This window comes from Paraburkholderia sp. A1RI_3L, from assembly GCF_048957895.1.
Classification (GTDB): domain Bacteria; phylum Pseudomonadota; class Gammaproteobacteria; order Burkholderiales; family Burkholderiaceae; genus Paraburkholderia; species Paraburkholderia kururiensis.
Genome location: NZ_JARCHA010000022.1, coordinates 14,631 through 40,589, shown reverse-complemented (window position 1 = coordinate 40,589; position 25,959 = coordinate 14,631). Strand labels below are relative to the sequence as shown.

The window sequence follows — 25,959 nt, the reverse complement described above, 5'->3', positions numbered from 1 at the left end:
TATGGGTTGCAACGATCAGGCGCGCTTGTCGCGCAACGTGATGACGGCCGCCAGCACGACGAGCCCGTTGATGATGTCTCTCACCGCGGGCGGTACGGTGGTGCCTGCGAGCAGCGTGCCGAGCGCGGTCAGCAGCAGCGCGCCGCCGAATACGCCGAGATAGTGTCCGCGCCCGCCCGTGATGAGCGCGCCGCCCACCACCACCACGGCGATGGAAGGCAGCAGATACGGGTCGCCCATGCCGAGGAACGCCTGCGAGCTGAAGCCCGCCAGCAGCAACCCGACGAGCGCCGAGCAGAGACCCGAAAGACAATAAACCGCGATCAGCGTCGTGCCCACACGCACGCCCGAAAGCTTCGCGGCAATCGGCGAATTGCCCACCGCGTACACGCGGCGCCCAAACGGCGTGCGATGCAGCAAGAGCAGTGCAATAACGAGAAACACCGGCACGCTCCACGCCGCAAGCGAAAGCGGACCCAGTTTGCCGTTCGCGAATTCGCTGATCGCCGGAGGCGACCAGCCTTGCGGCGACCCGTTGCAGTAGATGAGCGTGAGGCCCTGCAACAGGCCATTGGCGGCGAGCGTCACCACGATGGGCGGCAAGCCGAGCATCACTACGCCCACGCCATTGAACACGCCGACGAGCAATCCCACGCAGAGCACGATCGGAACGGCCCACACCGCCGCTTCGTTGAGGCCATGCGTGAGCCCCGTCAACAACACACCGGATAGCGTAATGAGCCACGGCATGGAGAGATCGAGCCCGCCTGTGAGAATGACCGCGCCCTGGCCCAGCCCGAGAATCGCAAGAAACAGCGTCAGCGTGAGCAGGCTGCTGTAAAAGTTCGCGCTGACAAGCACGCGCGGCCCATACACGAATCCTGTGATGACCACCACGGCGAAGAAGAGCAGATATGCCGGCACGACGTATTTGACCCACTCGCGATTGCGCTCGATCCAGTCGCCGATCACCCGGCCTTTCAATTCGGTGTTTTCGACAGGACGGAAGTCGTTCACTTCGAACGACACACGCCGCGCGTTCCTGTCGTTTCGCGCACGCGTGCCGGTTCGCACCGCCTTGAGCCACTGCGCCGCGTGACGCGCGCATTCGTGCGCGGCCGACTGCTTGCCAATGGACGAGCCCAGCACCGCGAGAATCAGGATCACCGCTTCGGCGATCGTCGTGAAAAACGCCGATACGTTCAGAACCAGCAGGATGTTCACGGTGATCATCAGCGTCATGGCCGCGAATACTGTACCCACGCACCCGCCGCGGCCGCCGCCCAACAGGGTGCCTCCCAGCACGACAGCCGTGAACATGGAGAGCAGCAGAGGACGGCCAACGAGCGGATCGGCCGAACCCGTTTGCGCCGACACATAGAGGCCTGCCGCCGCGTAGAACATGCCTGCGAGCGCGTAGGTCGCAATGCGATAACGCGTGACCGGCGTGCCGTTCGCGTAGGCGCTGTCGGGGTCGCTGCCCAGCGCATAGATGCCCACGCCCAACCGCGTGCTCTTGATGAACGCCCAGACGAGCAGCGCGACGATCAACACGCCGGCGGACATCGGCACCTTCTCGGGAATCAGATCTGCCGTGAGCACGGCGCCGAACTGATCGCCCACGCTGCCGCCGGGCTTGTTCTGGATGAGCAGCGTGAGGCCTTGCACCATGAACATGGTGGCGAGCGTAACGACGATAGACTGCAGACGGAACCACGCAATCAGCGCACCGTTCATGAGCCCGATGCCGCCGCCAATCGCGAGGATCAGTGCCGCGCCGCCCCATTGCTCCACGGGAGAACCCTGCACGAAGCGCACGGCAAGCACGTTGGCGAGCGATACGACAGCGGACGCCGACAGATCGAAACCGCCCGAGAGCACAACGATGGTCTGCCCGATAGCCGCAAGCGCCAGCGTGGCCGCACTCGAAATGACCGAGCCGACGTCATAGAACCCGACCGGCGTGGCGGACAACGCGACCCACGCCACGAGCATCAACACGAGCGCGCTGATGGCGATGATGAGCCCGCGATGATGATCGAGGCGCGCGCCCCATCCCACGCGCGCACCGGGGCGGACGATCTCGCTGTCGGGCGACGCAATGGCAATTTTCATGAGCAACCTCTCAGCTGGAAAGCATCTTGCGCATCACGTTCTCTTCGGTGAGCGCATCGCCCGATAGTTCGCCGACATTGCGTCCGCGGTACATCACCGAAACGCGATCGCACACGTTGACCAGTTCGGGCACATCGGTCGAATAGAACAGCACCGCGCCGCCCGCCGCCGCGAAGGCGCGCATCAGCACGAAGATCTGATGCTTGGTGCCCACGTCGATGCCGCGCGTCGGGTCGAACATCAACCAGACGCGGCTTTGCGTGAGCAGCCACTTGGCCATCGCGATCTTCTGCTGATTGCCGCCCGAGAACGACAGACACGGTTTGTAGAGTGCGCGCGGATTCACTTCCATCTGCGCGAGCGAACGGCGGATCGCGGCCTGCTCGCGCTTGCGGTCGATCAGCCCGAAGCGCGAGTAGCGTCCTATCACCGGCAGCGACACGTTCTCGCCGCCGGGCAGGCGCAGGAAGAGCCCTTCGGTCTTGCGGTCTTCGGGCAGGAAGCTCGTGGATACGCCGGCTTTCAGCGAATCCGCCGTGGAGGTCAGCGTGACCGGCCGGCCGTCGATGCGAATCTCGCCGTCGTCGATATAGGTCGCACCGAAGAGCGCCTCGAACAGCTCGCGCTGGCCCATGCCCTGCAGCGCGGCAATGCCGTGCACCTCGCCGGGCATGAGCGCAAGATCGAAATCTTCGACGACGCTATCCACGCGGACGCTTCGGGCCTCGATGGCCGGCGCCTGCGTCGCACCTTGCGCCTGCGCGGGCGACGCAACCTTCGGCGGATACTTCGCTTCCATCGAGCGGCCAATCACGAGGCGAATCACTTCGTCATCCGATATGTCGGCCGTATCGAATGCACCCACGTCGCGCCCGTTGCGATACACCGTGAGGCTGTCGCAGAACTCGCGCACTTCCTGCATGCGGTGCGAGATAAACACGAAGGTCACGCCGCGTGCCTTCAGTTCGTCGATGCGCCTCGCAAGCCACGCGACGTCGCGGCCGGAAAGCGCGGAGGTCGGCTCGTCGAGCAGCAGCACTTGCGGCGCGCGCACCATCGCCTTCGCGATTTCGATCTTCTGCCGCACGGGCAGCGAAAGGTCACGAATGTAGGCGCCAGGCCGCACGTCCGCGAGTTCGAGACGATCGAGCCATTCAGCCGCTTTACGCTGCGCCTCGCGCTTTCTGATTCGCCCCAGAAAGCCCGTAGGCTCGTACGACATGAGCAGGTTCTGCGCAACCGTGAGATCGCGCACCAGCGTCATCTCCTGAAACGCCGTCTGCACGCCGGCGCGATGCGCGTCTTTCGGCCCGCGCATCGCGACCTCGCTGCCCATCACGCGGATGCTCCCCGCATCGGGCTGCATGAGCCCCGAAAGCAGCTTGACCGTGGTGGACTTGCCCGCGCCGTTCTCGCCGAGCAGCGCATGCACGGCGCCGCGCTTCACTTGAAACGATGCGCCGTCCAGCGCAACCGTCGCGCCGAAGCGCTTGGTGACCTTCTCGATATCGATCGCAAGCGATGTCATCGAATCACCTCCTCGTTGTGCCGCAGTCAGTCCTGGTTGCCGGTCAGCGCCGCATTGAAGCCCACTTCCTTCGTGTCGTCGGAATAAATGTCCGCGAACCAGCCCGGGGGCACCTTGTCGGGCGGGAACGCCGTGCAGCCCGCCTTCAGTTCGTCGATGCTGCCGGTCTTGCAGAGCTTCGAGTCCGCGGTCTGCACGAGCGGCAGTTTCAACGTGACATGCGGCGGAAAGTCTTTGCCTTCCAGCTTTTGCACGGCGAGCTTGAGCGCCATCGCACCCGAATACGGCGGCGCACCGTACGAGATGGAGCGATAACCGATGGCACGATAGGCGCCCTCACCCTTCACGGTGCCCGGCGGCAGCATCTGCACGCGGTGTCCGTTCGACGATTCGCCCGCGCACGGCTTGATCTTGTCGTCGGCAATGCCCGCGTCCAGTTGCATCGATGCCGCGGTGAAGCAGCCAACCTGCATCCACAGGCCGTCGATCTTGTCCCAGCTATGGGTTGCGAGAATCTTCGAGAGTTCGGTCTTCGCGGTGGCCTGGCTCCACATGCCAGTGCCTTCCGCGATCACCTTGATGCCGGGGTATTTCGCGAACACGGCCTTGGCGGCTTCGGTGCGGGCGCGGTCCACGGAGGTGCCCGGCACGCCCGTAATCATCACGACATTGCCTTTGCCGTTGATCGTCTTCGCGAGCCATTCGGCGGTAACGGTGCCGGCCTGGTGCTGGTCGATGGTGACGTTGTGCGCGCACGGTTCGGTGACTTCACCGTCGTAGGCGGCCACCACCACGCCCTTCGAGCACGCGTTCTTGATGGCGCGATTGAGCGCCGTAGGCGAGATCGGGTAGATGATGATGGCCTTCGCGCCCGCCTGCACCATCGAGTTGATCTGCTGGATCTGTTTCTGTGCGTCCGTGCCCGCCACCTGTACTTCGAGATCCACCTTGTCCTTGAGCGCGGGCGTATTGGCCATTGCCTTGACCATGTTCGCGGCCTCGGTCTGCCAGTCGTTGCCCACATAGCTCATCGACAGGAACACCTTGTATTTGCCGGCCGCCACGGCAGGACCCGAAACGGCGAGCGCGGCGGTGAATGCAAGGCCGAGTGCGAGGCTGAATGCAACCCGGCCCGCACGACGGATGCTGTGCGTCAATGCTTTCATGTCTTCCTCCGATGCTTCTTTATTGATGTGTGACTGCGCTTTACTTCGCGACGTGCGGCAGGCGAGCGTTCGCCGGCAATACGATTCCCGCGCTGCCGGGCAAGACGTTGGGGTCGTGCCCGGGTATGACGAAGTCCGCGATCTGCCGGATGCGCGCAAGCGTGTTCATCTCCGCCAGCGTTTCGTGCACGATGCCTACCGGCACGAGGTCGACGATGTTTTCCATGCAGTTCGCGCAATCGCCCGCAATCAGCACGACACCGTCTTCCGTATCGACCGCAACAGACTGATGGCCTGGCGTGTGTCCTGGCGTGGGTACTACACGCACGCCGGGCACGATGTCGGTCACGCCGTTCACGAAGTGCCAGCGGAAATACGCGAGCGGCTCGCGGCCAATCAGGAATTCCTGGTAATACGTTGCCTGTGTGGGCAGCGGGTGACAGGCGTAGTCCCACTCCTTTTCCTGCACCACGAAACGCGCATTGCGAAAGAGCGTGTTGCCGCCCGAGTGGTCGTAATGCAGATGCGTGTTGATGACGATATCGACCTCGTCCGCGCGCCAGCCAACGTATTCCTTCAGCGCGCGCTCCAGCTTCTCCTCCGGTGCCTGATCGCAGGGACATACGAAGTTCGAGACCCAGCCCGGGTCGTGAATGCCGGTATCCACCACGATCTTTTTCTGCGCCCCGACGATCGCCGTGGACCACACGGGCACCTTCATCTGTTGCCCGAAGTAACGGCCATAGACCTGCGACGAGCGGTCCACGGTAAGCCAGCCCGTCGGCATCGCGACCACTTTCAGTTTGCTGCGCGCACTGCCGTTCACGATGCCTCCGCGTGTCAGAAGTTGGTTTGCGCTGCGCCCTTGAGTTGCAACATCTCGCGTGCTTCTGCGGGCGTCGCGACGTCGAGCGAAAGCCCTTCGATCACCTGGCGGATCTTGCGAACCTGCGCGGCACTCGATTCGGCAAGCTTGCCCGGCCCGAGCCACAGCGAGTCTTCCAGCCCGACGCGCACGTTCGATCCCTGCGCAACGCCGATCGAACCCAGCGGAATCTGATTGCGGCCTGCGCCCAGAATGGACCACACGTAGTCGTTCCCAAACAGACGATCGGCGGTGCGCCTCATGTGCGCGAGGTCCTCAGGATGCGGCCCGATGCCTCCCAGTAGACCGAACACGCTTTGCACGAAGAACGGCGGTTTCGCGAGCCCGCGATCCACGAAATGCGCGAGGTTGTAGAGATGCGAGATGTCGTAGCACTCGTACTCGAAGCGCGTGCCGTTCGCACTGCACGACGTGAGGATGTATTCGATGTCCGCGAAAGTGTTCTTGAATACGAGATCGCGGCTGTTTTCCAGATGTTTGCGCTCCCAGTCGTACTTGAGGTCCTTGAAACGCTCCAGCATCGGATAAAGGCCAAAGTTCATCGACCCCATGTTGAGCGACGCCACTTCGGGCTTGAAGTGATGCGCGGGCTTGAGACGCTCGGCTACCGTCATATGCGGGCTGCCGCCCGTCGTGATGTTGATGACGGCGTCCGTTTCCGCCTTGATGCGCGGCAGGAAGGCCTGAAATACAGCGGGGTCTTGCGTGGGATGGCCGTCGTCCGGATCGCGCGCATGCAGATGCAGAATCGCTGCGCCTTCCTTCGCGGCGGCCAGCGCCGCGTCGCCGATCTGCTGCGGGGTGACGGGAAGATAAGGCGACATCGACGGCGTGTGGATCGCGCCCGTCGGTGCGCACGTGATGATGACCTTGCGTTTCGTTGCCATGTGTTCGGTCCTCGCTGTTCTCAGAGCACTTCGACATTGCCGCAGACGGAGATGGCCTGCCCCGAGATGCCGCTGCCCGCCGGCGAACAGAGGAAGAGCGCGGTGGCGGCCACTTCCTCCGGCGTCGTCATACGGCGCAGCGAAATCTTCTCGAGGTATTGCTTCTCCATCTCTTCGTAAGAGAGATTCAATTGCGCCGCACGTGCGGCGATTACGCGCTCGATGCGCGGGCCTTTCACGATGCCCGGTTGAATTGCATTGACGCGAATGTTCGATGGGCCCAGTTCGATCGCAAGGCTCTTCGTGAGTCCGACCACGGCCCACTTGGTCGCCGAATACGGCGTGCGAAACGCGTAGCCGAGCCGGCCCGCCACCGACGAGAGCGCGATGATCGTTCCGCCGTTTTGCGCGTTGCGCAGCAGCGGCACCGCGCGGCGCGCGAAATAGAACTGCGCGTTGAGATTGACGTCGATCGTGGTTTCCCACTCTTTCACGTCGAGTTCTTCGATGCCGCCTGTTGGACCTGCAATGCCCGCGTTGTTGACGAGCACGTCGAGTCCGCCCAGTTCTTTCTGCACGTCGGCAAACACGCGCTCGACGGCATCGCGATCGGATACGTCCGCGAGCGTTGCGCTAATGCGGCTAGAGTCAGCGTTGGCTTGCGACTGGGCAAGCGCATCGATCGCATCGGCACTCGCATCGCAGACATGCACGCGCGCACCCGTTTCAACGAAGGCCCGCGCGATTACGAGCCCAATGCCCGATGCGCCGCCTGTAATGAGCACGCGCAAGCCCGCGTGCGGTTTCAGCATCTGCAGAACCGTCATTGCCTTTCTCCGTTTTCTTGTGCGTCAGCTTTCTTGTGCGTCAGCTTCAGGCGGTGGCCCGGTCGCCGCTGTCTGCCTTGCTCTGCTCCGCGGCCTGCAATCGCTCCTGCAGGTCCGCGGCGGCGTCGCCGATGTCTTCCTCGATGCCTGCGCGTGCGCCGTCACCGTCGCCGCGCCAGAGCGCTTCGACGATGTGGCGATGCGCCACCATGGAGCGGCGCATGTGGGGAATGTCCGGCGCCACGAGATTGAGGAAAGGGCCGATACGCATCCAGAGGTTCTGGATCGTGGCGAGCGTGAGGTCGCTCGCACCGTGCGTGTAAATCGCGATATGGAACTGGAAATTACTGCGCAGATAGGCCGGCACGTCGCCAGCTTCGACGTGTGCGTCCATCGTGTCGAACACGGCCTGTAATGCTTCGAGATGCTCGCGCGACATGCGCGCCGCGGCTCGTTTAGCGACGGTGCCTTCAAGCGCGATACGCACGTCGCGCAACTCGTCGAGCAATTCGAGCGTCATGGGCGGCACCATCAGCGCGCGGCCCGGACCGTCGATCAACGCGCCTTCGGCTTGCAGCCGCGTGAGCGCGGCACGTACGGGCATCGTGGACGAGCCCACGGCTTCGGCCACGCTGCGCAGGCTCAGCAACTGGCCCGGCGCGAAGCGGCCGGTCATGATCGCTTCCCTCAACTGGGCGTAGACGCGGCCCGCCATGGTTTCGCGCGCGACCAGTTCGAGTTCGGGTAAATCCGTTGACGTGCGGGTTGCCACCTTCAACCTCCGTTCTTTCATCCAGCTACGGCCACGCTTTCAGGTTTCTGGCGCCTCTGTGACCTGTGATCACAGATCTCTTGAGCGAAGTTTGATTCGCCCTGCATGAGGAGTCAACCGGGAATCGCTAGGGGAAAACGCGAGGTACGAGCGCCTTGCACGTCATGGGCCACGCAAGGGTTTCACAAGGCCCCAAACAAACTAGACAGTCTAACTTGCAAGTTAAACTGTCTTAACCTATGCTGCGGCCATGACCAGTTCACGCATCTCCTCGGGGTCTTTGTCAGGTGCCCCTAACGCATCGCTCGAAGCCGTTATCGCCGAACTGACGCCTGCAATCGGCCAAATCGTGCGAAGACTTCGCTCCGTGGGTAATCCGGGCGAACTCAGCCTGTCCCAATCGAGCGCGCTCGCACGGCTGGAACACGGTGGCCCCATGACGACAGCCGATCTTGCGCGCGCCGAATCGATGAAACCGCAGTCAATGAAATCGATTCTGGCGAGCCTCGAAGAAGAAGCCTGCGTGGAGCGCCAGCCGCATCCCACGGACGGCCGCCAAATCCTGTTCGCACTGACGCCGAAGGGCCTTGAAGAGCGACGGCAGCGCACCGCAGCCAAGCGCGAATGGCTGGTCGATGCGCTGTCGAAATTCGATCAGACGGAGCTTCAGACTCTGGCCGCTGCTATTCCGCTTCTCAAGCGGCTCGGCTCGTCCTGACGCAACGCGCCGCGGGCAGTACGTCCTGCGGTGAATCGCTGATGAAACATGCGTCTTATCCCTGCAACCATTTAGGATCACTAACATGAGCGCAACCACCCTCGACCCACGCACGGCCCTGATCATCGTCGACCTTCAGAAAGGCATAGCAGCACTCCCTGCCGCCGCCCCGATTGAAGTCGTGACGCAGAAAGCCGGCTTGCTTGCCGCGGCCTTTCGCGAGCGGGCTCTGCCCGTCGTGCTGGTCAACGTTGCAGGCAGCGCCGCGGGGCGCACGGAACAATCACGCGGCGCCCTGTCGCTTGCTCCGGACTGGACAGAGCTGCTGCCTGCTCTCGGGCAGCAGCCGCAGGATCATCTCGTCACCAAGCACACGTGGGGCGCGTTCATGGGCACGAGCCTCGAGTCCTGGCTAAAGTCGGAGGGTGTGACGCAAGTCGTTCTGGCCGGCGTGGCGACCAGCATCGGCGTGGAGTCGACCGCGCGCGAGGCCTATGCGCTCGGCTTCAACGTCACGCTTGCCATCGACGCGATGACGGACATGAGCGCCGATGCTCACGCCAATAGCGTGTCGCGCATCTTTCCGCGATTGGGCGAAACGGGTACGACGCAGGAAATCATTGCGCTGCTGGAAACGCAGCACGCCTGAGAGGCAAAACGGAGCGCGGAAACAGTTCGATGAAACGCATGGCCGACGACAACGGGCAAATTCTCCAGCGCGAGGAACGCGCGGCACAAGCGCCCGCCCCTTCGATATGGAAAATCACGGCAGTCGCAGTGCTCGGATCATTGCTCACGCAGCTGGACGCCACCATCGTGAACGTCTCGCTTTCCAGCCTGGCAAAGGATCTCGGCTCCACGCTGCCGGCCATTCAGTGGGTCACGAGCGCGTATCTGCTCGCACTCACACTGGTCTTGCCGTTGAATGGCTGGCTTGTGGAGCGCATCGGTGGAAAAGCCCTGTATCTTTGGTGCTTCTCGCTGTTCACGGCAAGTTCGGCGCTCTGCGGCTTCGCATGGTCGGCGAACTCGCTGATTGGTTTTCGCATTCTGCAGGGCGTAAGCGGCGGCCTGCTCGCACCCATGGCGCAGATGATGATGAAACGGGCTGCGGGAAACCAGTTCACACGCATCGCGGGCTACGCCGCGTTGCCCATTTTGCTCGGGCCGCTGCTGGGCCCTGTGATTGCGGGCGCGATACTGCACTACGCTTCGTGGCGCTGGCTGTTTCTCGTGAACCTGCCGGTGGGCTTGCTCGCGCTATTGCTCGCGAAACTCTTTCTGCCCGACGACATTCCACAGCACACGCCGCGCGGACTCGACTGGGTCGGACTGCTTCTGCTGTCGCCCGCCCTCGCGCTCGTGCTGCTCGGGTTCGAGCGTATCGCTCAGCGCCCGGGCCTCGTCGCGCTGATAGCGGGCGGCCTTCTGCTTGCCGTATTCCTGCGCGTCGAAAGTCGCAAGGCCGCACGCGCGTTAATCGATCTGAGCCAGTTCCGCAGCAAGGTGTTTCGTGTCGCATCAGCCGCGCAGTTTCTCTCGAACGGCGTGTTGTTCGCAGGGCAAATGCTCATTCCGCTATTCCTGATTCAGGCGTGCGGCCGTTCTCCCGCCGCGATGGGATGGATGCTCGCCCCGCTCGGGCTTGGCATGATGGTCACGTTTCCCTCGCTAGGATTCCTGACAACCCGTTTTGGTGAACGCGCGGTGGCGGTGGGAGGCGCCAGCGTCGCCGTCTGCGCAACGCTGGTGCTTGCCTGGCTGGCGAACCATCCACTCGATGTTCTTGTCCTGGTTGCGGCGCTCTTCCTTCGGGGGATGGGACAAGGCGCGGTGGGACTTCCCGTTCTTTCGTCGGCTTATGCGTCAGTCGAGCCCCGCAATCTGCCAATGGCCGCCACCACGCTGAACATCGTTCAGCGCCTGGGAGGTCCGGCGCTCACCACCCTATGCGCGGCCTTTCTCGATCGCATGCTGGAAGCGCGTGTTGGGCATGCGGGTCCGAATGCGTGGACGCTTGCATTCCTGCTGCTCGCGGCCCTGCACGGGCTCGCCGCCGTCGCGGCGATGGGCCTCCCACGAAGAGCGACGATGAGCGGGAGTGACTAAAGTGCGAACCCACCCCGCCCTTTAAAGCAGCCCTCGCGATGCGAGGTTGCGATAGAGCGCACGCACGCCGAAAGTCCACGGAGTGATTTCCGTGCTGAGTTGCACAGTGTTGATCAGCGAGCCCAGTTGCGCTGCCGAGATGGTCACCCTGTCGCCCAGGTGATGCGTGAAGCCACCGCCTTCGTTATCGCGATCGGCGGTGGGAGCGAACATGGTGCCGAGAAACAGCACGAAGCCGTCCGGATATTGATGATGGCGACCGCAGGTCTGGGCAACGAGGTCCGCCGGGTCGCGGCTGATCTCGCTCATATGGCTCACGCCTTCGAGCACGAATCCGTCATCCTCGCCTTCCACGCGCAATGACACGTGAGCTTTGCGAACGGAGTCAAGATCGAATGATTCGTCGAACAGACGAATGAATGGCCCAATGGCGCACGACGCGTTGTTGTCCTTGCATTTTCCGAGCAGCAACGCAGACCGGCCTTCGATGTCGCGCAGATTGACGTCATTGCCGAGCGTTGCGCCAACAATCTCGCCACGGCCGTTCACGGCGAGGACGATCTCCGGCTCCGGGTTATTCCAGTTCGACACCGGTAGCAGTCCGATCTCCGCGCCGAACCCGACGGCGGACATCGGCTGCGACTTCGAAAACACTTCGGCATCGTGCCCGATCCCCACTTCCATGTACTGGGACCACGCACCGCGTCGCTCGAGTTCGGCCTTGAGCCGCATGGCCGCATCCGATCCCGGTTTGATTTTCGAAAGATCCGTCCCGATGGTTGCCGTAATGGCCTCCCGAACCTCTTTAGCCTTGCCTGGATCACCGCCCGCCTGCTCTTCGATAACGCGTTCGATCAGGCTGACGGCAAACGTGACGCCGCATGCCTTGATGGCCTGCACGTCGTTCGGCGCCAGCAATTGCAAGGCCGCGCCTTCTCCGTCGCGTAGCATGGCTTCCATCAGCTTCACGACAGAGCCAAGCGCTTCGCCCTTTACCGTGCGCGCAAACTGAACGAGGTCGTCACGGTCGAAGAGGTCGGCTGTGGTGGGCACGCTCGCCGTGACGTCCACCACCTCGCCATTTCGGACGATCACGACAGAAGGCCCTTCGTACCGGCCGGCTCTTCGCCACACGCGGCCCACCAGCAGAGCCTGCTGAAAGTCCTCCGGCAAATACGAGGTTGCGGGTTGCGGGGTCATTTCGAAATTACCTCCAGTTTATTTAGCGTATTCATTCGAATCGCTGACGACCTCTTCCGCCTCGCCCCATTTGACGCGTCTCGACGTCTTTCCAATGCCCGGGTTGAATGAGTTGGTAGGGTCCAGCGTCCTGTAGAACGAACGCAGCGATTCGTCAGCGGCATAAAGGTGGCCAACGTTGTGCTCGGCCGGATACTTTGCGCCCCGCTCGTCGAGTAGCGCGAGAATATCGTCCTTGATCGTGTCGCAGTTTTCGCCTTTCTTCACCAGGTATTCCTGATGGAGTACGTGACAGAAGAAATGGCCGCAGTACATCTTGAATTCGATCTTGTCGTCTATATCCGCCGGCAGTCGCTCGAACCAGTCATGCGCATTTCGCGGCAACGCAATATCGAGCGCGACGATGTCCTCGACTGTCTTCGCATGGATCGACCGATAACGCACGATCGCGCCGCCGATCACGAATCGGTTCAGAAATGCGGAAGAGCCTTCCTCCGCAGTGCATTCGAGATAGTCGCCGTGTGCCGAAGGGAACCGCGTGGCCAGATACCGGCGCGCTTCGTCTATCCCCGCATCCCCCATCTTCAGCAGCAGGTGATGCTCGTACCGGTTCCGATAGTCGTTCAGCCGCCTGGGAAGATGTTCGGGCCACACGGTCGCAAAGGCTTGCAGGAAGCGATCGCTGATTGCCGACCCGATGCCCAGCTTCTCGGTCAAGCCATCCACCAGACTTTTGATCTTGAATGCCGTGGGAACGCGATGCGTGCCGAAGGCGCGAATGAACAGGAAAAGGTCCTTGCCATAGCGCTTCGCCGCATCATAGGCGCCGCGATGCATGTACTCGCCCGCAACGGGCAGACTGTCGAATTCGCGCAGAATATGGCGCCGCACCCGCTCGAGTTCGTCCGGATCGTTGGTTCCGATATAGAAGACCTGCGTCTTTTCATCGACCGGAAATGTATCGAGCCGCACCGCAAAGACCGCGATGCGCCCGGCCGACCCCGAGGCTTCGAACAAGCGGCGAGGGTCGGCGTTGAATCGGGCGGGGCTCGACGCAGCAATGTCGCGCACGTGATTGCAGTACTGATGGTCCGACGCCTGCATGGATGGCGGACTCGCCACGTCCGCCTCCGAAAACTGGCCTCGATCCAGGCGATCCAGGATTTGCTCGGGCGTGCTGCCCAACTGCACGCCAAGATGATTGACGAGTTCCAGTTCTCCAACTGCGGTGATCTGCGCGTACAGCGACAGTTGAGTGAACGCCGGCCCGCGCCGAATCAGCGATCCGCCGGAGTTGTTACATATCCCGCCGATAACCGACGCACCAATACAACTGGAACCAATCACAGAATGCGGTTCCCGCCGGATCGGTTTCAGCCTCTTCTCCAACTGGTCCAGCGTCACGCCCGGCTGTGCGATGACCTGGCTGCCTTCCTTGACCAGATCGAGTCTGCGAAGGCGCAAGGTGCTGACGATGACGACCGGGCGATCATATCCATCGGCATGCGGCGTCGAACCGCCTGTGAGCCCGGTATTGGCCGCCTGGAAGATCATGACGCAGCCCGCCCGATGACACGCTTTCAGCACCCGCCACATCTCGACCAGTGTGCCGGGCTGCACGACGACCAGCGCCTCGCCCAAGCCGTAGCGATAACCTCTGGTGAAGCGCCGCATTTCAAGCTCGCCGGTCAATACAAACCGTCTTCCGACAATCGTCTCGAACTCGTTTACGAGATTCTGCATGGTCCAGATTCGTGGTTGCTCGCCCTGCGATTGCACGCCGCCACCGGCAATCCCCCTATTACAGCGCCTTGCCGATCCGGTCCGCCATATCGACAATCCGGACTGCGATGCGTTTTTCAAGGCGCTCGTCCAACCGCCCAAGCGGCACACTCGTGCTCAGTGCGACGCGTTTGCCCAATGCGGTTACGCCGACGAACGCCGCGAAACACGCAAGACCCTCGGTCACTTCTTCGCGTTCGCGGGCAATGCCTGTGGCGCGTACTTCGGCCAGCGCTTCCAGCAGGTCGGAACGACGGGTGATCGTGCGGGCCGTGAGCGCATCCAGGCGCTGCGGCAGTATGTTGCGCAGTTCGTCGTCCGGCAGGCTCGCCAGCAGCGCCTTGCCGAGCGCACAGCAATGCGCCGGCAACCTGGCGCCCAGATCGGAGACCAATCGCACGGGGCGGGCTGCGTCCTCGCGTGCGATATACACCACCTCGATGCCGTCCAATACGGCAAGCTGCACGACCTCGTTATGCGCGGCAACGAATTTGGCCGCCTCGTGCCGGAACAGCTCCTGCAAGCGGTCATGCCTCACATAAGCACTGCCAAGCTCGAACAGCGCGACGCCGATGATGTATCCCCCGTCCCGCTTCTCGATCCACTGCCGCCGCTCCATCGAGTCGAGCAGCAAATAGAGCGTGCTACGCGAGAGCCCGGTAATCTCCGCAAGCTTCGATGTGCGTATCGGCAAGGGCGCGCCGGCAAGCGCCTTGAGGATGTCGTCGATGCGCTTGAGCGCCGGCACGTCGTACGGCGCGCTTGAGGGCCCATCCCCGGTGGTGGCAGTGGCTTTCGGCATGGCGGGTGTAAGAGGGCTATCCAACACGATGGGAATCCTCGCAATTATGTCGGACACCACTCACACCTTGTGCTCCCCATCCCGCGACCGGGGCCTCACGGCAGACCTCGACGCCAGGCAAACAACGACTGCGGAACGTCATGACCTTGCGACCTTGGCGCCTTCCTGTGGCTCGCCCCGTTCGGGTTCGGCCAGCGTTTCGAGCGCACGGTTGTGATGCAGCAGCAGCGCAGCCGCCGCGCCGACAAGACCCGCGCCTGCAAGGCAAAGCAGCCCGGCGCCGAAACCGCCCGTCGCGTCTTTGATCCAGCCCATCGCGTACGGGCCGAAGAAACCGGCGAGATTGCCGAGCGAGTTCACTGCCGCGATGCCACCTGCCGCAGCCGCGCCGGACAGGAACGCCGCGGGCAGCGTCCAGATGATCGGCAGACACCCGAAGATGCCGAAGCCGGCAATAGAAAGCGCGATCATTTTCAGCACCGGATTATCCAGCCCCGCCGCCGCCGCGATGCCCGCTGCCGCGATCACCAGCGCAATCGCGACGTGCCGCTTGCGTTCGAGGCTGCGGTCCGAATGGCGGCCCCAGTAAAGCATGGCCACAAGGCCCACGATATACGGCAGCGACGTCACGAAACCGGTCTGCAGATTCGTGAGGCCGAACGCCTTGATGATCTGCGGCAGGAAGAAGCTCAGGCCATAGTTGGTTGCGTTCGCGCCGAAATAGATCAGCGCGATGGCGAGAATACGCGGATTAAAGAGCGCCTCCACCACGCTGAACGAACGCACGGCTTCGCGATGCCTGCGCTCCTGCGCCTGGCGCGCGACGAGCCACGCGCGTTCGTCGTCGGTAAGCCAATGAGCGTCGGCAGGCTTGTCGGTCAGATAAAGCAGCACGCCAATGGAGAGAATCAGCGCGGGCGCCGCTTCGATCAGATACAACCACTGCCATCCGGCAAGCCCGCTCTTGCCATCCAGCGAGAGCAGCGCACCGGAGATCGGGCCGCCAATGACGGTGGACAACGGAATCGCCGCCATGAAGTAGCCGACCACGCGCGCCCTGTACTTCGCGGGAAACCACAGCGTCAGCAGAAAGATGATGCCCGGGAAGAAACCGGCCTCCGCCACGCCGAGCAGGATGCGCAGCGTGTAGAACACGTGCGCGTTCGACATGCCCGTCATGCGCGAGAGATGCGGAATGAACGCCATCGCGCCGGCCAGAATGCCCCACGTGAACATGATTCGCGCAATCCAGCGGCGCGCACCAAAGCGTTCGAGCAGCAGATTCGACGGAACCTCGAAGAAGAAATAGGCGATGAAGAAGATGCCCGCCCCAAAACCAAAAGCGCTCGACGACAGGTCGAGCGCCTTGTTCATTTGCAGTGCCGCAAAACCGACGTTGACGCGATCAAGGTAAGCGATGAAATAGCAAACGATCAGGAACGGGACGAGCCGTGCCGTTACGCGCGCCATGGTGCGTGCTTCGAGCTCCATCGATGTCTCCTTTTCAGGCCGGCGTCTCGCTGCCTCGCGGCTGCGGGCAACGGGCCGGACCCATTTTGATGTCGGTCTCGCGGTCAGGCGCGGGAGCCGCGCACGGCGGAAACCTGGACCGCCGTATCGTAAGAGCGCCCGCAAACGAGGTCCAACAGACTGAGGGATTTTCCAGGCGGTTGTACAAGCCGTGTTCGTCTTAAAGCCGCCGCCTCGCACCGGCCACGGCTCTTGAGCAGTATCCGTTCCTCCCGATGAAGCGCGTACCCGATGTATCAGCGCACGCTGTCGAACCACGCTACGACGTTGTTCGAACCGCCGAGCGTCGCGCCGTCGCCGTAAAGACCGGCGAGAAAGGTCGCCCGATGGCTGCCGCCCTGAACCGGAACGCCGGTCACGAACCGTCCTCCCGCTGCCAGGGCCGGGTAAACCATGCCTGGGTGAATCGCTTCGTCGGCCAGACCGTACTCGAAGCGGATGGGGCAATCGTAATTCCAGTACGTGGCGCGATTGGCCGCGAGATGCTGGAGGAACGCACTGTTTTGCGTTGCCGTGAAGCGCTCGAAAAAATCGGGGACGAGCAGGTTCGAACCCGTCGGCGTGGGCTTCGACTGATCGAAATCCAGCTTGTAGTCCGCCCAGAACTTCGTGGCGAACTCGTGAAACTCAGGCCGGACCGCGCTTTTCATCAAACCCTTCAAACCGTACTGCAGTTCGTAGCTCCCCAGCGTCACGATCATGCAAAGAGAAATCCAGTCCGGAAGCGCCGGATAGGTCGTCACGCCTTGGGGCAAAGCGAAGGTCTGCGCACCTGCCCAGAAGCGCCATGCTTCATTCAGGTCATTGAAAGGACTCGCAACGGCCGTTGCCGCAATCGGCCGAGACTGTTTGCGCAATGCCTGATGTAGCCACTGCGTATTGACCGCGCCTTGCGACCAGCCATGGAGAAACAGCTTCGATGGTGTGACGCCCAGCTTGCGCATGGCCGCCTGACCGGCCGCGAGAATATCGAGACACGTGCGAACGGTAACGTCTTTCACCGCATAGGCTTCGCCATGTCCCTCGCGAAAAGGGCCCTTGCCGACATAATCGGCCGCGATGACGGCATAGCCCTGCCCCGCGAAACGGTGCACGTTGAAGAGCGTTTCCAGGGAGTCCGCAGCATCGGTCAGTTGGCGGTCGGCATCGGCGAGTAGCGTGAGATTGGACGGCACCTGGTCGAACGAAAGAATCGTGCCGTGCTGCCACGACACCAATGGAATCTCGCCCTTTGCCCCAACAGGAAGCGCAAGAAGCCCGCTCACCTTGAGCTTCTCTCCGCTTTCGGGATTCACCGTGAAGGTGATCACGCGGTGCAGATCGACATCGAAACGCGCGCCATGCGTCTTTGCATCGAACGCGGGGAGGATGGCCGGCTTGTTGAAAAGCGGATAAGCCGCCGCCACGAGTTTGTCGAGCCGCCCGGCGCTGACGCGGCATGAGCGGTCGATACCCGATGCGCCAGCATGACCGCCGCCCGCCGCAACCGCAGGTGCATCGGTTAGCGCGATTGCCGCTACTCCGGCCGCGCCCCGTAGCAGAGTACGTCGTGGCTCGTTGACCTCCCGGTCTCTGGACGTAGCGGCCAGAATGCTTGCAATAAACGACATGTGGAAGACTCCGTGATAGCTGAAAGGCGCTTCAGAGCAGACCGCGGCGGTACTCACCCATAGTCTGCAACCGGAAAATCCTGGTCGTTAATTGCGGCGGCGATATTGAGCTATCTCAAAACGTCGGGACGTTGGGGTTTATCGATTACCTCGTTGAAGCGCGAAATTCGTCTTTTAACGCGTAGTACAGGCGCCGATAACGCGCGAGCCGATCGTCCAGCATCGCCCGTGTCGACAGGGACGGTTCGTATCGCTCGACCACTGGCGGCGCGACGCATACTGCGTCAAGGGCCTCCCCTGTGCAGGCAAGACGCGCGAGTCGTCCCGCTCCCAGCGCCGCACCCACCTCGCTGCCTTCGTGAAGATCGAGAGGAAAGCCAAGTGCCGTTGCGCAGAGCCGTCCCCACACTGCGCTGCGCGAGCCGCCGCCGATGAACGATGCACGCTCCAGCACCGTGCCGGCACCTTGCAGTGCCGCGTAACCGTCGGTCATCGCAAACGCCACGCCCTCCATCACGCTATAGGCGAAATCCGCCGCACCGTGCGACGCCGTCATGCCGAAGAACACGCCCGTCGCGTCGGCCGCGTTATGCGGCGTGCGCTCGCCATTGAGATACGGCAGGAAGATCGGTGCGGTCGCCGCATCCGCCGTGGGTGCCATTTCGACCAGTTCGGGCACGCTCGTTTTCAGCACGCGCGACAACCAGTGCAGGCTTGCCGCGGCGGAAAGAATCACGCTCATCTGATGCCATTGCCCCGGCACGCAATGACAGAACGCGTGCACGGCCTGCGCAGGGTTCGGCGCGTAACGGCCGGTAGCCGCAAACAGCACGCCCGATGTGCCGAGCGAAAGAAACGCATCGCCTGTCTTTGCCACGCCAATGCCAATCGCACTCGCTGCGTTGTCGCCCGCTCCGCCGCACACCGTCACGCGCTCGCTGAGCCCCCATTCACGCCGCAAATCGTCGCGCAACGGCGCACCCGGCTCGCTGCCTTCAACGAGCCGCGGCATGTTCTCCCGTGTCAGGCCCGTGGCCTCCAGCATGCGTTCGGACCAGTCCCGTTTGCCGACGTCGAGCCACAGGGTGCCCGACGCATCGGACATCTCGGAGACGAACTCGCCCGTCAAGCGCCACGCAACGTAGTCCTTCGGCAGCAGGACTTTCTGCACGGAGGCGAATACGGCCGGCTCGTACTTCGAGAGCCACAGCAGCTTGGGGGCAGTGAAGCCGGGCATCGCCAGATTGCCCGTAATCGCACGCGAGTCGGGCACGAGTGTTTCCAGTTCGACACACTCTGCATAGGCACGCGTGTCGTTCCAGAGAATGGCGGGGCGCAGCACGTTTCCACCGCGGTCGAGCAGCGTCGCACCGTGCATCTGCCCTGAAAGGCCGATACCGCGTAACCGGGCAAATGCGTGAGGCTGTGCCGCGCGAATCGCATCGATGGCATCGAGGGTGGCCTGCCACCAGTCCTGCGGGCTTTGCTCCGACCAGTGAGGATGAGGACGATCGACGCGCAGTGCAATGCCGGCGCTCGCCACGACGTTGGAGGAATCGTCTGTCAGAACTGCTTTGACTTCCGAAGTACCGAGATCAATGCCGATATAACTCAAAGTTCGATCCTGTTGAAAGGCGGGCAGGGTTAGCGGAGATTGCCCGCTACGCGTTGCGAGACGTTTTCAGGCTGCCGCTTTCTGTGCGTGCGCCGACGGTTCGTTGAGCCGGTGCAGTGCGCGAAACTTCGATGGCGGTATGCCTTTCTGCGCCAGAAATTGCCGATTGAAATTCGACACGTTGTTGAAGCCCACGCGGTAGCAGATGTCCGTCACGCCGAGGCTCGTGCACATGAGCAGCTCGCACGCCTCGTTCAGGCGCAGCCGGTTCTGGTACTGCACAAAGGTGCAGCCGGTATGTCGCTTGAAAAACCGCGTGAACGTGCTGATGCTCATGCCGGACAGTTCTGCGACGTCGATCTCGCGCAGATTGCCCGCGAGGTTCTGGCGTATGTAGGAGAGCACCTGATTGATCGTCGACGACATGTAACGCTGCGCGTTGACGTCGTACGCCGGCCCCGCCAGCGCTTTTCTATCCGCGCAGTGTGTGAGTTCGTCGAGAATCGTCATGAGCAGCGCCACGCGGCGTGCGCCGTGCGCATCGCAAAGCGCTTCGATCAGCGGCGCGATGGAAAGACCGAGACGATCGGGAAACTGGATGCCACGCGAGGCGTCGTCGATGAGCGCAAGCACCGGGCCCAGTTCCGCGAACGCCGACACCATGCGTTGCACCGCGTCGCGAGAGAACTGCAGCACCAGGTCACGCGACGGCACGGTTATCTCGTTGCCGCCGTCGCTCACCCAGTTGTGCGGCAGGTTCGGACCCGTCAACACGAGATTGCCCGGCGCGAAGTCGCCGATATAGTCGCCGACGAAACACTTGCCCGACGATTCGCGAATGACGTGAATCTCGTACTCCGGATGGAAATGCCATTTCGCGACCCTGTGCGGATAGTCGTGCACCCACGCACGGAACGATTCGTCCTGCCGGGTATGAACGAGTTCGAGATCCGGATTCATGCGTCGTCTCCTTCACATGTCGCTACGCGGCGCTCCTCCTGGCGTTGCTACTGCACACCCAGCGTGGGCGCCGCGTGATGGGTGGCGTTAGGGGTGGCGTGGCCGTATTGTCGGCCTGCGGAATCGTACTGCAGATCGAGCGAGAGGTTTTCGCCGCTCTTCGCGTCGAACACGTGCAGGTCTTGTACCTCGAACTCGAGCATTACGTTTGCATCAGGCGCTGGCACGCTGGTGGATGGAATCAGCGCGGCTACCCGCTCGCCCGAGCAATCCACCGTGACAAGCGCTTCTGCGCCCAGCATCTCGACCAGTTCTACCGTGCCATGCAACGCCAGCGTTTCGTTCGCGCGTGGCGCCGTTCTGACGCGCACGTAGTTCGGCCGGATCGCGAGCTTCACCGCCTGCCCATCGGATAGGCTGTTGAAGCGTTGACCGTGCAATTCCCAGCGTTCGCTCTTCGCTCGCACCGCAACGACGTCCCCGCTGTGCTCCACCACGCCATCCAGAAAGTTCATGGCGGGCGTACCAATAAAGCCTGCCGCAAACGACGTGCGAGGGTACCGGTACAGTTCCGTCGGCGTACCTTGCTGTTCGATGCGGCCGCCGCGCATCAGGATCACGCGATCGGCAAGCGTCATTGCTTCGAGTTGGTCGTGCGTCACGTAGACGGTCGTCGTCTTCAGACGTTGATGCAGGCGTTTGATGTCGGTGCGCAACTGCGCCCGCAGTTGCGCGTCCAGATTCGAAAGCGGTTCGTCGAAGAGGAACACGGCAGGTGTCTTGATCATCGCCCGCGCAATGGCCGCGCGCTGCTGCTGGCCGCCAGACATCGCCCGCGGCTTGCGCTCGAGCAGTGCGTCGAGGTTGAGCATGGCGGCCACCTCGCGCACACGCCGGTCGATTTCGTCTTTCGGCGTCTTGAGCCGCCGCAGACCGAACGCGATGTTGTCGTACACGTTCATGTGCGGATAGAGCGCGTAGTTCTGAAACACCATTGCGACGTTGCGCTCGCGCGCGGGCACCTGGTTCACCACCGCGCCACCTATCAGCAGGTCGCCGCCGGTGATCTCTTCAAGCCCAGCGATCATCCTCAGCATGGTGGATTTCCCGCAACCCGACGGACCCAGCAGTACGACGAACTCGCCCTCGTCGATATGCAGGTCGAGCGGATGCAGCACGGGCGCCCCGCTGTCGTACTGCTTGGTCAGCCCCTTGCAGACGATATTGGCCATGGCTCAATCCATCTCGATCTGGATCTTGACGTCTTCGGGGCGTCCGGCCGCAGCTTCCTCGAACGCCTTCACGCCCTGCGAGAACGCGAACTTGCGCGAGATGAACGGCTTCACGTCAATCGCCCCCGAGCTGATCAGTGCAAGCGCCCGCGGGAAGATATTGGCATAACGAAATACTGACTCGAGCCGCACTTCCCTGGCCTGCATTGCGACGACGTCGAGCGCAACGGGCTTGGCCGGCATGCCTACGAGTACCGCACAACCACCGGGGCACACAAGATCGAGCAGCGTTTCGAACACGGCGGCGTTGCCCGATGCTTCGAACACGACGTCGGCGCCCCAGCCCTGCGTGACCTGCCGTACCACGTCGGGCAGCGACTGTTCGGCGGCGTGCACGGTGACCACTGCAGGATGATTTGCGAAATGCGCGAGTTTCTCCTTCACCACGTCGGCGAGAATCACGCGTGATGCGCCGCCTGCAAGCGCCGCGAGTGTGGTCATCGCGCCGATAGTGCCGGCGCCGATCACGACTGCCACGTCGCCGGGCTTCATGGCCGCCTTCTTGGCGGCCTGCAGGCCGATGGAAAGCGGCTCGACGATCGCGCCTTCTGCGAACGTCACGTTATCGGGCAGGCGATACGTGAAAGCCGCCGGGTGCACCACATACGGCGTGAGGCAACCGTGAATGGGTGGCGTGGCCCAGAAGCGCACAGCGGGGTCGAGATTGTAGAGGCCGCGCATCGTGGCCGGCGAATCGAACTGCGGAATACCGGGCTCCATGCAGACGCGGTCGCCCACGTTCAGGTGACTCACCTCCGCGCCCACTTCCACCACGGTGCCCGAAGCCTCATGCCCGAGCACCATCGGCTGCTCCACCGTGAACGGCCCGATACGGCCGTGCGTGAAGTAGTGAACGTCGCTCCCGCAGACACCAACGGTGTGGATACGAATCTTGACGTCGCGCGGCCCGACCGCCAGCGGCAGGTCGATGTCGCGCAGGCTCAGGCGGCGTGCTTCTTCGAGTACAAGGGCCTTCATCAGAGCATTCTCCTTACTTTCCTTTCAGCATTGAGTTCAACAGGCGGCTCAGCACGCCCACGAAAATGATGGGCGGGATGGCCAGCAACACCGTTGAGGCATTAATGACGCCCCAAGGCACCTCTTGCCCCAGCGACGTGAAAGCGGACGCCACGACAGGTAGCGTCGCGCTGCGCGAAGACGTGAGCGCAAGCGCAATCATCAGTTCGTTCCAGACCAGTACGAAACTAAACACGATGCCGCCCATTAGCGTGCTGCCGCAGGTAGGCAGCGCAATGCGCCAGAACACGGCGTAGGGACCGTAGCCGTCCAGCGTCGCGGCCTCCTCGATCTCGCGCGGCATGCGCTGGAACACGGGAATCGAAAGCCATGTGATAGTCGAAAGCGTGGTCAGCAGATACGTCACGATCATGGAGAGCCGCGTGTCGTAGAGCCCCAGGTCGATCCAGATCGCGATGAGCGGAATCGCCACCGCAACAGGCGGCAAAAAGCGCAGCGACAGCAGGAAGAACTGGATGTCGCGCTTGGCCGGCACATGAAAGCGCGCAATCACGTAGGCCGCCGGCACGCCGAGCGCGGTCCCCAGCACGACGGCCGTCCCCACGATCAACGCGCTGTTTTGCAGCGCAACGAGCACTTCAGGGCTCGAGATGACCTGACGGTAGTTGCTGAGCGTCGGCGTGAAGATGAAACGCGGCGTGGGTGTGACGATGTCGAGCAAATGCTTGAGCGAGTTGAGCACTGCCCAGAAGAGCGGAAATGCCGCTACCAGCACGAGCGCGGCGCCAAACAGCAAGACCGTGCTGCGGGATATCAGTCTTCCCATTTGTTCACCCGCTTCCAGATCAAGGTAAAGATGAGGGTCGTCGCGATCATCATCAGGACTGCCATGCTCGACGCGTACGAAACTTTTCCGGAAAGGCCGATTCCTTGCGAATAGGCATACATGTCCAGCGTTTCGGTGGAAACGCCGGGGCCGCCTTTGGTCATCACGTAGATCAGGTCGAACGAACGCAACGACTCGACCATCTTGATGAAGACGAGGCTCATGATGGGCGCTCTGAGCATGGGTAGCGCAATCCACGCGTAGACCTGCCAGGTCTTCGCATAGTCGAGCCGCGCGGCCTCAAGCGGCTCGGGCGGCAGCGTCTCCAGCAGCTTCAGCACCACCACGGCAAAGAACAGGCCCCATTGCCAGATGTCGACCAGCGCAACAGCGTAGAGCGCCACGGCCGGGTCGGACAGGAACGCCGTATTGGGCACGCCGACCACACCGAGCAGCCAGCTCAGAATGCCGCTCAACGGCGAATACATGAACTTCCAGATGAACGCAGCCGAAACGCGGGGCAGCAGAACCGGCACAATCAGCAGGACACCGATCAGGTTGCGCATGCGCCCATGCACGTTCTCGAACAGGTAGACAGCGATCACGACACCCACCGCGACGGCGCCTAACACCGTGACGATCTCCCAGATCGCGGAGACCTCGATGGAATTGATGAAGCGCCGATCTGTTGCGAGACGCAGGAAATTGCGAAACCAGACGTACTCGCTATCCGGGTACCGCAGCACACGGTTCTTGAGCGCGAGATTGATGGCCGCCACCGTGGGTACGAGACCCAGCACCGCCATCACGACGAGCGGCGGCACGAGAAACACGAACGGAAGACTGGTCTTGCCGCGATTGAACATTGCCTGCTCCAGCGTGCATCGGGACAGGGCACGTTGCCGTGCCCCGGGGACAGGTCACTTGCGCCCGTGTTCCATCGCATCCTGGGCGTACTGCACGGCGTCGTTCAACGCGCCCTGGATGTCTTTCTGCGTACCAGTGAAGACCTCTTCGAGCGCGACGCCCAGGTTGTCGCCGATATCAGGCCACTGCGGCGTGCGCCAGAACGTGACCTGAGAGACAGGACCGGTATCTTTCAGGCCGGCCAGAATCTGCGGCTTCACGTGCTTCTGAAAGTAGTCGCTCTGAATCGTGCTCGTGCGGTTGTAGTCGCTGAACACGTTCGCGCGCAGGCGCGCCTGCTCCTGTTCCTTGCTCGTTGCCCACGCGATAAATTTGCCCGCCGCCTGGCGCGTGCACTCGTCCTTCGCACCCACTGCGGAGATGGCGAGACCGTGCCCATAGGCCGCCGAGGGCAGCGGTGCAGGCGGTCGTGCGTAACCCACCTTGTCCACGACGCTCGACTTGGTCGGGTCTTCCATCCAGTCCGCAAATGGCGTGGATTCGATCATGAACGCCACCTTGCCGGAACGGAACGCTTCGAGCGCGTTGCTCCAGTCATACGTGGTCGAACCGGGCGGCGCGTAGCGGAACAGATCGGTATAGAGCTGTGTCGCCTTCACGACAGCCGGCGAGTTGAAGTCGGCCTGGCCCGACTTGTCTGTCCACGTACCGCCTTCACCCAACATGAACGGCGCCCAGCGCCAGACGTTCATGCCTGAACCGCGCTGGCCGCGCGCCACCCACCCGTATAGATTCGGCGGTGCGTTGAGCTTTTTGATGTCCGCAACGAGTTCGTCGAGCGTGCGCGGCACGGGCATGTGGGCCTTCTCGAGCAGGTCGCGGCGATAGAACAGGAAATCCGAACCACCGATCAGGGGTGCGAAATACGCCACATTCTTGTAGCTTGCCACCGCACGACGCGCCGGAAGAAAGTCGTCGTAGTCGGCTTCCTTCGGGTAGTACTTGAGCAGCGGAACGATCCAGCCCGCCTGCGCAAACTCCGAGACGTTGGCTTCGTCCACGTAATAGATCTGGTACGAACCCGCGCCTGTCGAAGCATCGAGCCGCGATTTTGCGCGCCGGTCGCTTTCACCGAAATAGCTGATCTCGATCTTCGTGCCGCTCTTCTTTTCATAGTCCGGCAGCGACTTCTCCATCACCGCCAGGCCTAGCGTTTTCTGTCCCAAGACCTTCAGTACAGGCACATTGCACGATTGCGCGAACGATATGACCGGCACGGTCGCGCCGATGAGCGCACACAGTGCGCTATGGTGGAATCTGTTCACAGCTGTCTCCTGGAATCTTGATTGGAATTCTCGTTATCAGCCGGACCTCCATGCATCCCAGCGGATAGCGTGTGCACAGTACCACCCGCGTTATCGCGTCAGCCACGCCAAAGCGGCGCCGCCATCGATACTTTTTTCTCAATGTTTGTGTGCGGTGCGGAAAT

The 25,959-nt window shown here is 62.4% G+C and carries 22 protein-coding genes; 3 read left to right on the top strand and 19 right to left on the bottom strand.

Going from position 1 to position 25,959, the window contains the following annotated elements:
- Nucleotides 1–15: 15 nt before the first annotated feature.
- The 7 genes from PXJ20_RS31150 to PXJ20_RS31120 are packed head-to-tail and all read right to left on the bottom strand — an operon-like array spanning nucleotide 16 to nucleotide 8,124.
- The gene (locus PXJ20_RS31150; protein WP_421031204.1) at nucleotides 16–2,115 is read right to left on the bottom strand and encodes an ABC transporter permease subunit; all 2,100 of its coding nucleotides are present in this window, start codon (nucleotides 2,113–2,115) and stop codon (nucleotides 16–18) included.
- A 10-nt stretch (nucleotides 2,116–2,125) separates the two neighbouring features.
- Nucleotides 2,126–3,643 (bottom strand): sugar ABC transporter ATP-binding protein, encoded by a 1,518-nt coding sequence (locus PXJ20_RS31145; RefSeq protein ID WP_421031205.1) that lies wholly within the window; start codon nucleotides 3,641–3,643, stop codon nucleotides 2,126–2,128.
- Between the two features lie 26 nt (nucleotides 3,644–3,669).
- Nucleotides 3,670–4,809, bottom strand: coding sequence for a sugar ABC transporter substrate-binding protein (locus PXJ20_RS31140; RefSeq protein WP_413214217.1), 1,140 nt, complete (start codon nucleotides 4,807–4,809; stop codon nucleotides 3,670–3,672).
- A gap of 40 nt (nucleotides 4,810–4,849) precedes the next feature.
- Nucleotides 4,850–5,596: an MBL fold metallo-hydrolase gene (locus PXJ20_RS31135; RefSeq protein WP_126879700.1), complete on the bottom strand. Its 747-nt coding sequence runs from the start codon at nucleotides 5,594–5,596 to the stop codon at nucleotides 4,850–4,852.
- Nucleotides 5,597–5,649: 53 nt separating this feature from the next.
- Entirely contained in the window at nucleotides 5,650–6,582 is a 933-nt protein-coding gene (locus tag PXJ20_RS31130) for a 3-keto-5-aminohexanoate cleavage protein (protein WP_126879676.1), read from the bottom strand.
- Between the two features lie 20 nt (nucleotides 6,583–6,602).
- Complete coding sequence (locus PXJ20_RS31125) at nucleotides 6,603–7,409, bottom strand: SDR family oxidoreductase (RefSeq protein WP_421031206.1); 807 nt, start codon at nucleotides 7,407–7,409, stop codon at nucleotides 6,603–6,605.
- A gap of 46 nt (nucleotides 7,410–7,455) precedes the next feature.
- A complete protein-coding gene (locus PXJ20_RS31120; protein ID WP_152495151.1) occupies nucleotides 7,456–8,124 on the bottom strand; it encodes a GntR family transcriptional regulator in 669 nt (222 codons plus the stop codon).
- A 307-nt stretch (nucleotides 8,125–8,431) separates the two neighbouring features.
- Here PXJ20_RS31120 and PXJ20_RS31115 point away from each other — a divergent pair, with 307 nt between their 5' ends.
- The 3 genes from PXJ20_RS31115 (at nucleotide 8,432) to PXJ20_RS31105 (ending at nucleotide 11,008) form a co-directional block, all read left to right on the top strand.
- Entirely contained in the window at nucleotides 8,432–8,899 is a 468-nt protein-coding gene (locus tag PXJ20_RS31115) for a MarR family winged helix-turn-helix transcriptional regulator (RefSeq protein WP_126879679.1), read from the top strand.
- Nucleotides 8,900–8,984: 85 nt separating this feature from the next.
- Nucleotides 8,985–9,548 (top strand): isochorismatase family protein, encoded by a 564-nt coding sequence (locus PXJ20_RS31110; RefSeq protein WP_421031207.1) that lies wholly within the window; start codon nucleotides 8,985–8,987, stop codon nucleotides 9,546–9,548.
- Between the two features lie 38 nt (nucleotides 9,549–9,586).
- The gene (locus PXJ20_RS31105; RefSeq protein WP_421032600.1) at nucleotides 9,587–11,008 is read left to right on the top strand and encodes a DHA2 family efflux MFS transporter permease subunit; all 1,422 of its coding nucleotides are present in this window, start codon (nucleotides 9,587–9,589) and stop codon (nucleotides 11,006–11,008) included.
- Between the two features lie 21 nt (nucleotides 11,009–11,029).
- On the opposite strand, the gene PXJ20_RS31100 is transcribed toward PXJ20_RS31105, so the two are convergent.
- From PXJ20_RS31100 to PXJ20_RS31045, 12 genes are all read right to left on the bottom strand, one after another.
- Nucleotides 11,030–12,208 carry a fumarylacetoacetate hydrolase family protein gene (locus tag PXJ20_RS31100; protein ID WP_421031208.1) on the bottom strand — a complete coding sequence of 393 codons (1,179 nt, stop codon included), beginning with the start codon at nucleotides 12,206–12,208 and terminating at the stop codon, nucleotides 11,030–11,032.
- An 18-nt stretch (nucleotides 12,209–12,226) separates the two neighbouring features.
- The gene (gene dld, locus PXJ20_RS31095; protein ID WP_421031209.1) at nucleotides 12,227–13,951 is read right to left on the bottom strand and encodes a D-lactate dehydrogenase; all 1,725 of its coding nucleotides are present in this window, start codon (nucleotides 13,949–13,951) and stop codon (nucleotides 12,227–12,229) included.
- A gap of 58 nt (nucleotides 13,952–14,009) precedes the next feature.
- Nucleotides 14,010–14,792 (bottom strand): IclR family transcriptional regulator, encoded by a 783-nt coding sequence (locus PXJ20_RS31090; protein ID WP_421032601.1) that lies wholly within the window; start codon nucleotides 14,790–14,792, stop codon nucleotides 14,010–14,012.
- Between the two features lie 138 nt (nucleotides 14,793–14,930).
- Nucleotides 14,931–16,283 carry an MFS transporter gene (locus PXJ20_RS31085; RefSeq protein ID WP_017777260.1) on the bottom strand — a complete coding sequence of 451 codons (1,353 nt, stop codon included), beginning with the start codon at nucleotides 16,281–16,283 and terminating at the stop codon, nucleotides 14,931–14,933.
- A 275-nt stretch (nucleotides 16,284–16,558) separates the two neighbouring features.
- On the bottom strand, nucleotides 16,559–17,932 hold the full coding sequence (locus PXJ20_RS31080; protein ID WP_421031210.1) for an alpha/beta hydrolase family protein: 1,374 nt from the start codon (nucleotides 17,930–17,932) through the stop codon (nucleotides 16,559–16,561).
- Between the two features lie 145 nt (nucleotides 17,933–18,077).
- Entirely contained in the window at nucleotides 18,078–19,547 is a 1,470-nt protein-coding gene (xylB, locus tag PXJ20_RS31075; protein WP_421031211.1) for a xylulokinase, read from the bottom strand.
- A gap of 66 nt (nucleotides 19,548–19,613) precedes the next feature.
- Nucleotides 19,614–20,507, bottom strand: coding sequence for an AraC family transcriptional regulator (locus PXJ20_RS31070; protein ID WP_277599356.1), 894 nt, complete (start codon nucleotides 20,505–20,507; stop codon nucleotides 19,614–19,616).
- A 47-nt stretch (nucleotides 20,508–20,554) separates the two neighbouring features.
- On the bottom strand, nucleotides 20,555–21,739 hold the full coding sequence (locus PXJ20_RS31065) for an ABC transporter ATP-binding protein (protein ID WP_277599355.1): 1,185 nt from the start codon (nucleotides 21,737–21,739) through the stop codon (nucleotides 20,555–20,557).
- Between the two features lie 3 nt (nucleotides 21,740–21,742).
- Nucleotides 21,743–22,777, bottom strand: coding sequence for an NAD(P)-dependent alcohol dehydrogenase (locus tag PXJ20_RS31060; protein WP_421031212.1), 1,035 nt, complete (start codon nucleotides 22,775–22,777; stop codon nucleotides 21,743–21,745).
- 13 nt (nucleotides 22,778–22,790) lie between these two features.
- Nucleotides 22,791–23,603, bottom strand: coding sequence for a carbohydrate ABC transporter permease (locus PXJ20_RS31055; RefSeq protein ID WP_421031213.1), 813 nt, complete (start codon nucleotides 23,601–23,603; stop codon nucleotides 22,791–22,793).
- The gene (locus PXJ20_RS31050) at nucleotides 23,591–24,469 is read right to left on the bottom strand and encodes a carbohydrate ABC transporter permease (RefSeq protein ID WP_413214207.1); all 879 of its coding nucleotides are present in this window, start codon (nucleotides 24,467–24,469) and stop codon (nucleotides 23,591–23,593) included. Before PXJ20_RS31050 ends, PXJ20_RS31055 begins: the two co-directional genes overlap by 13 nt.
- A 54-nt stretch (nucleotides 24,470–24,523) precedes the next feature.
- Complete coding sequence (locus PXJ20_RS31045) at nucleotides 24,524–25,795, bottom strand: ABC transporter substrate-binding protein (RefSeq protein WP_017777252.1); 1,272 nt, start codon at nucleotides 25,793–25,795, stop codon at nucleotides 24,524–24,526.
- Between the last annotated feature and the right edge of the window lie 164 nt (nucleotides 25,796–25,959).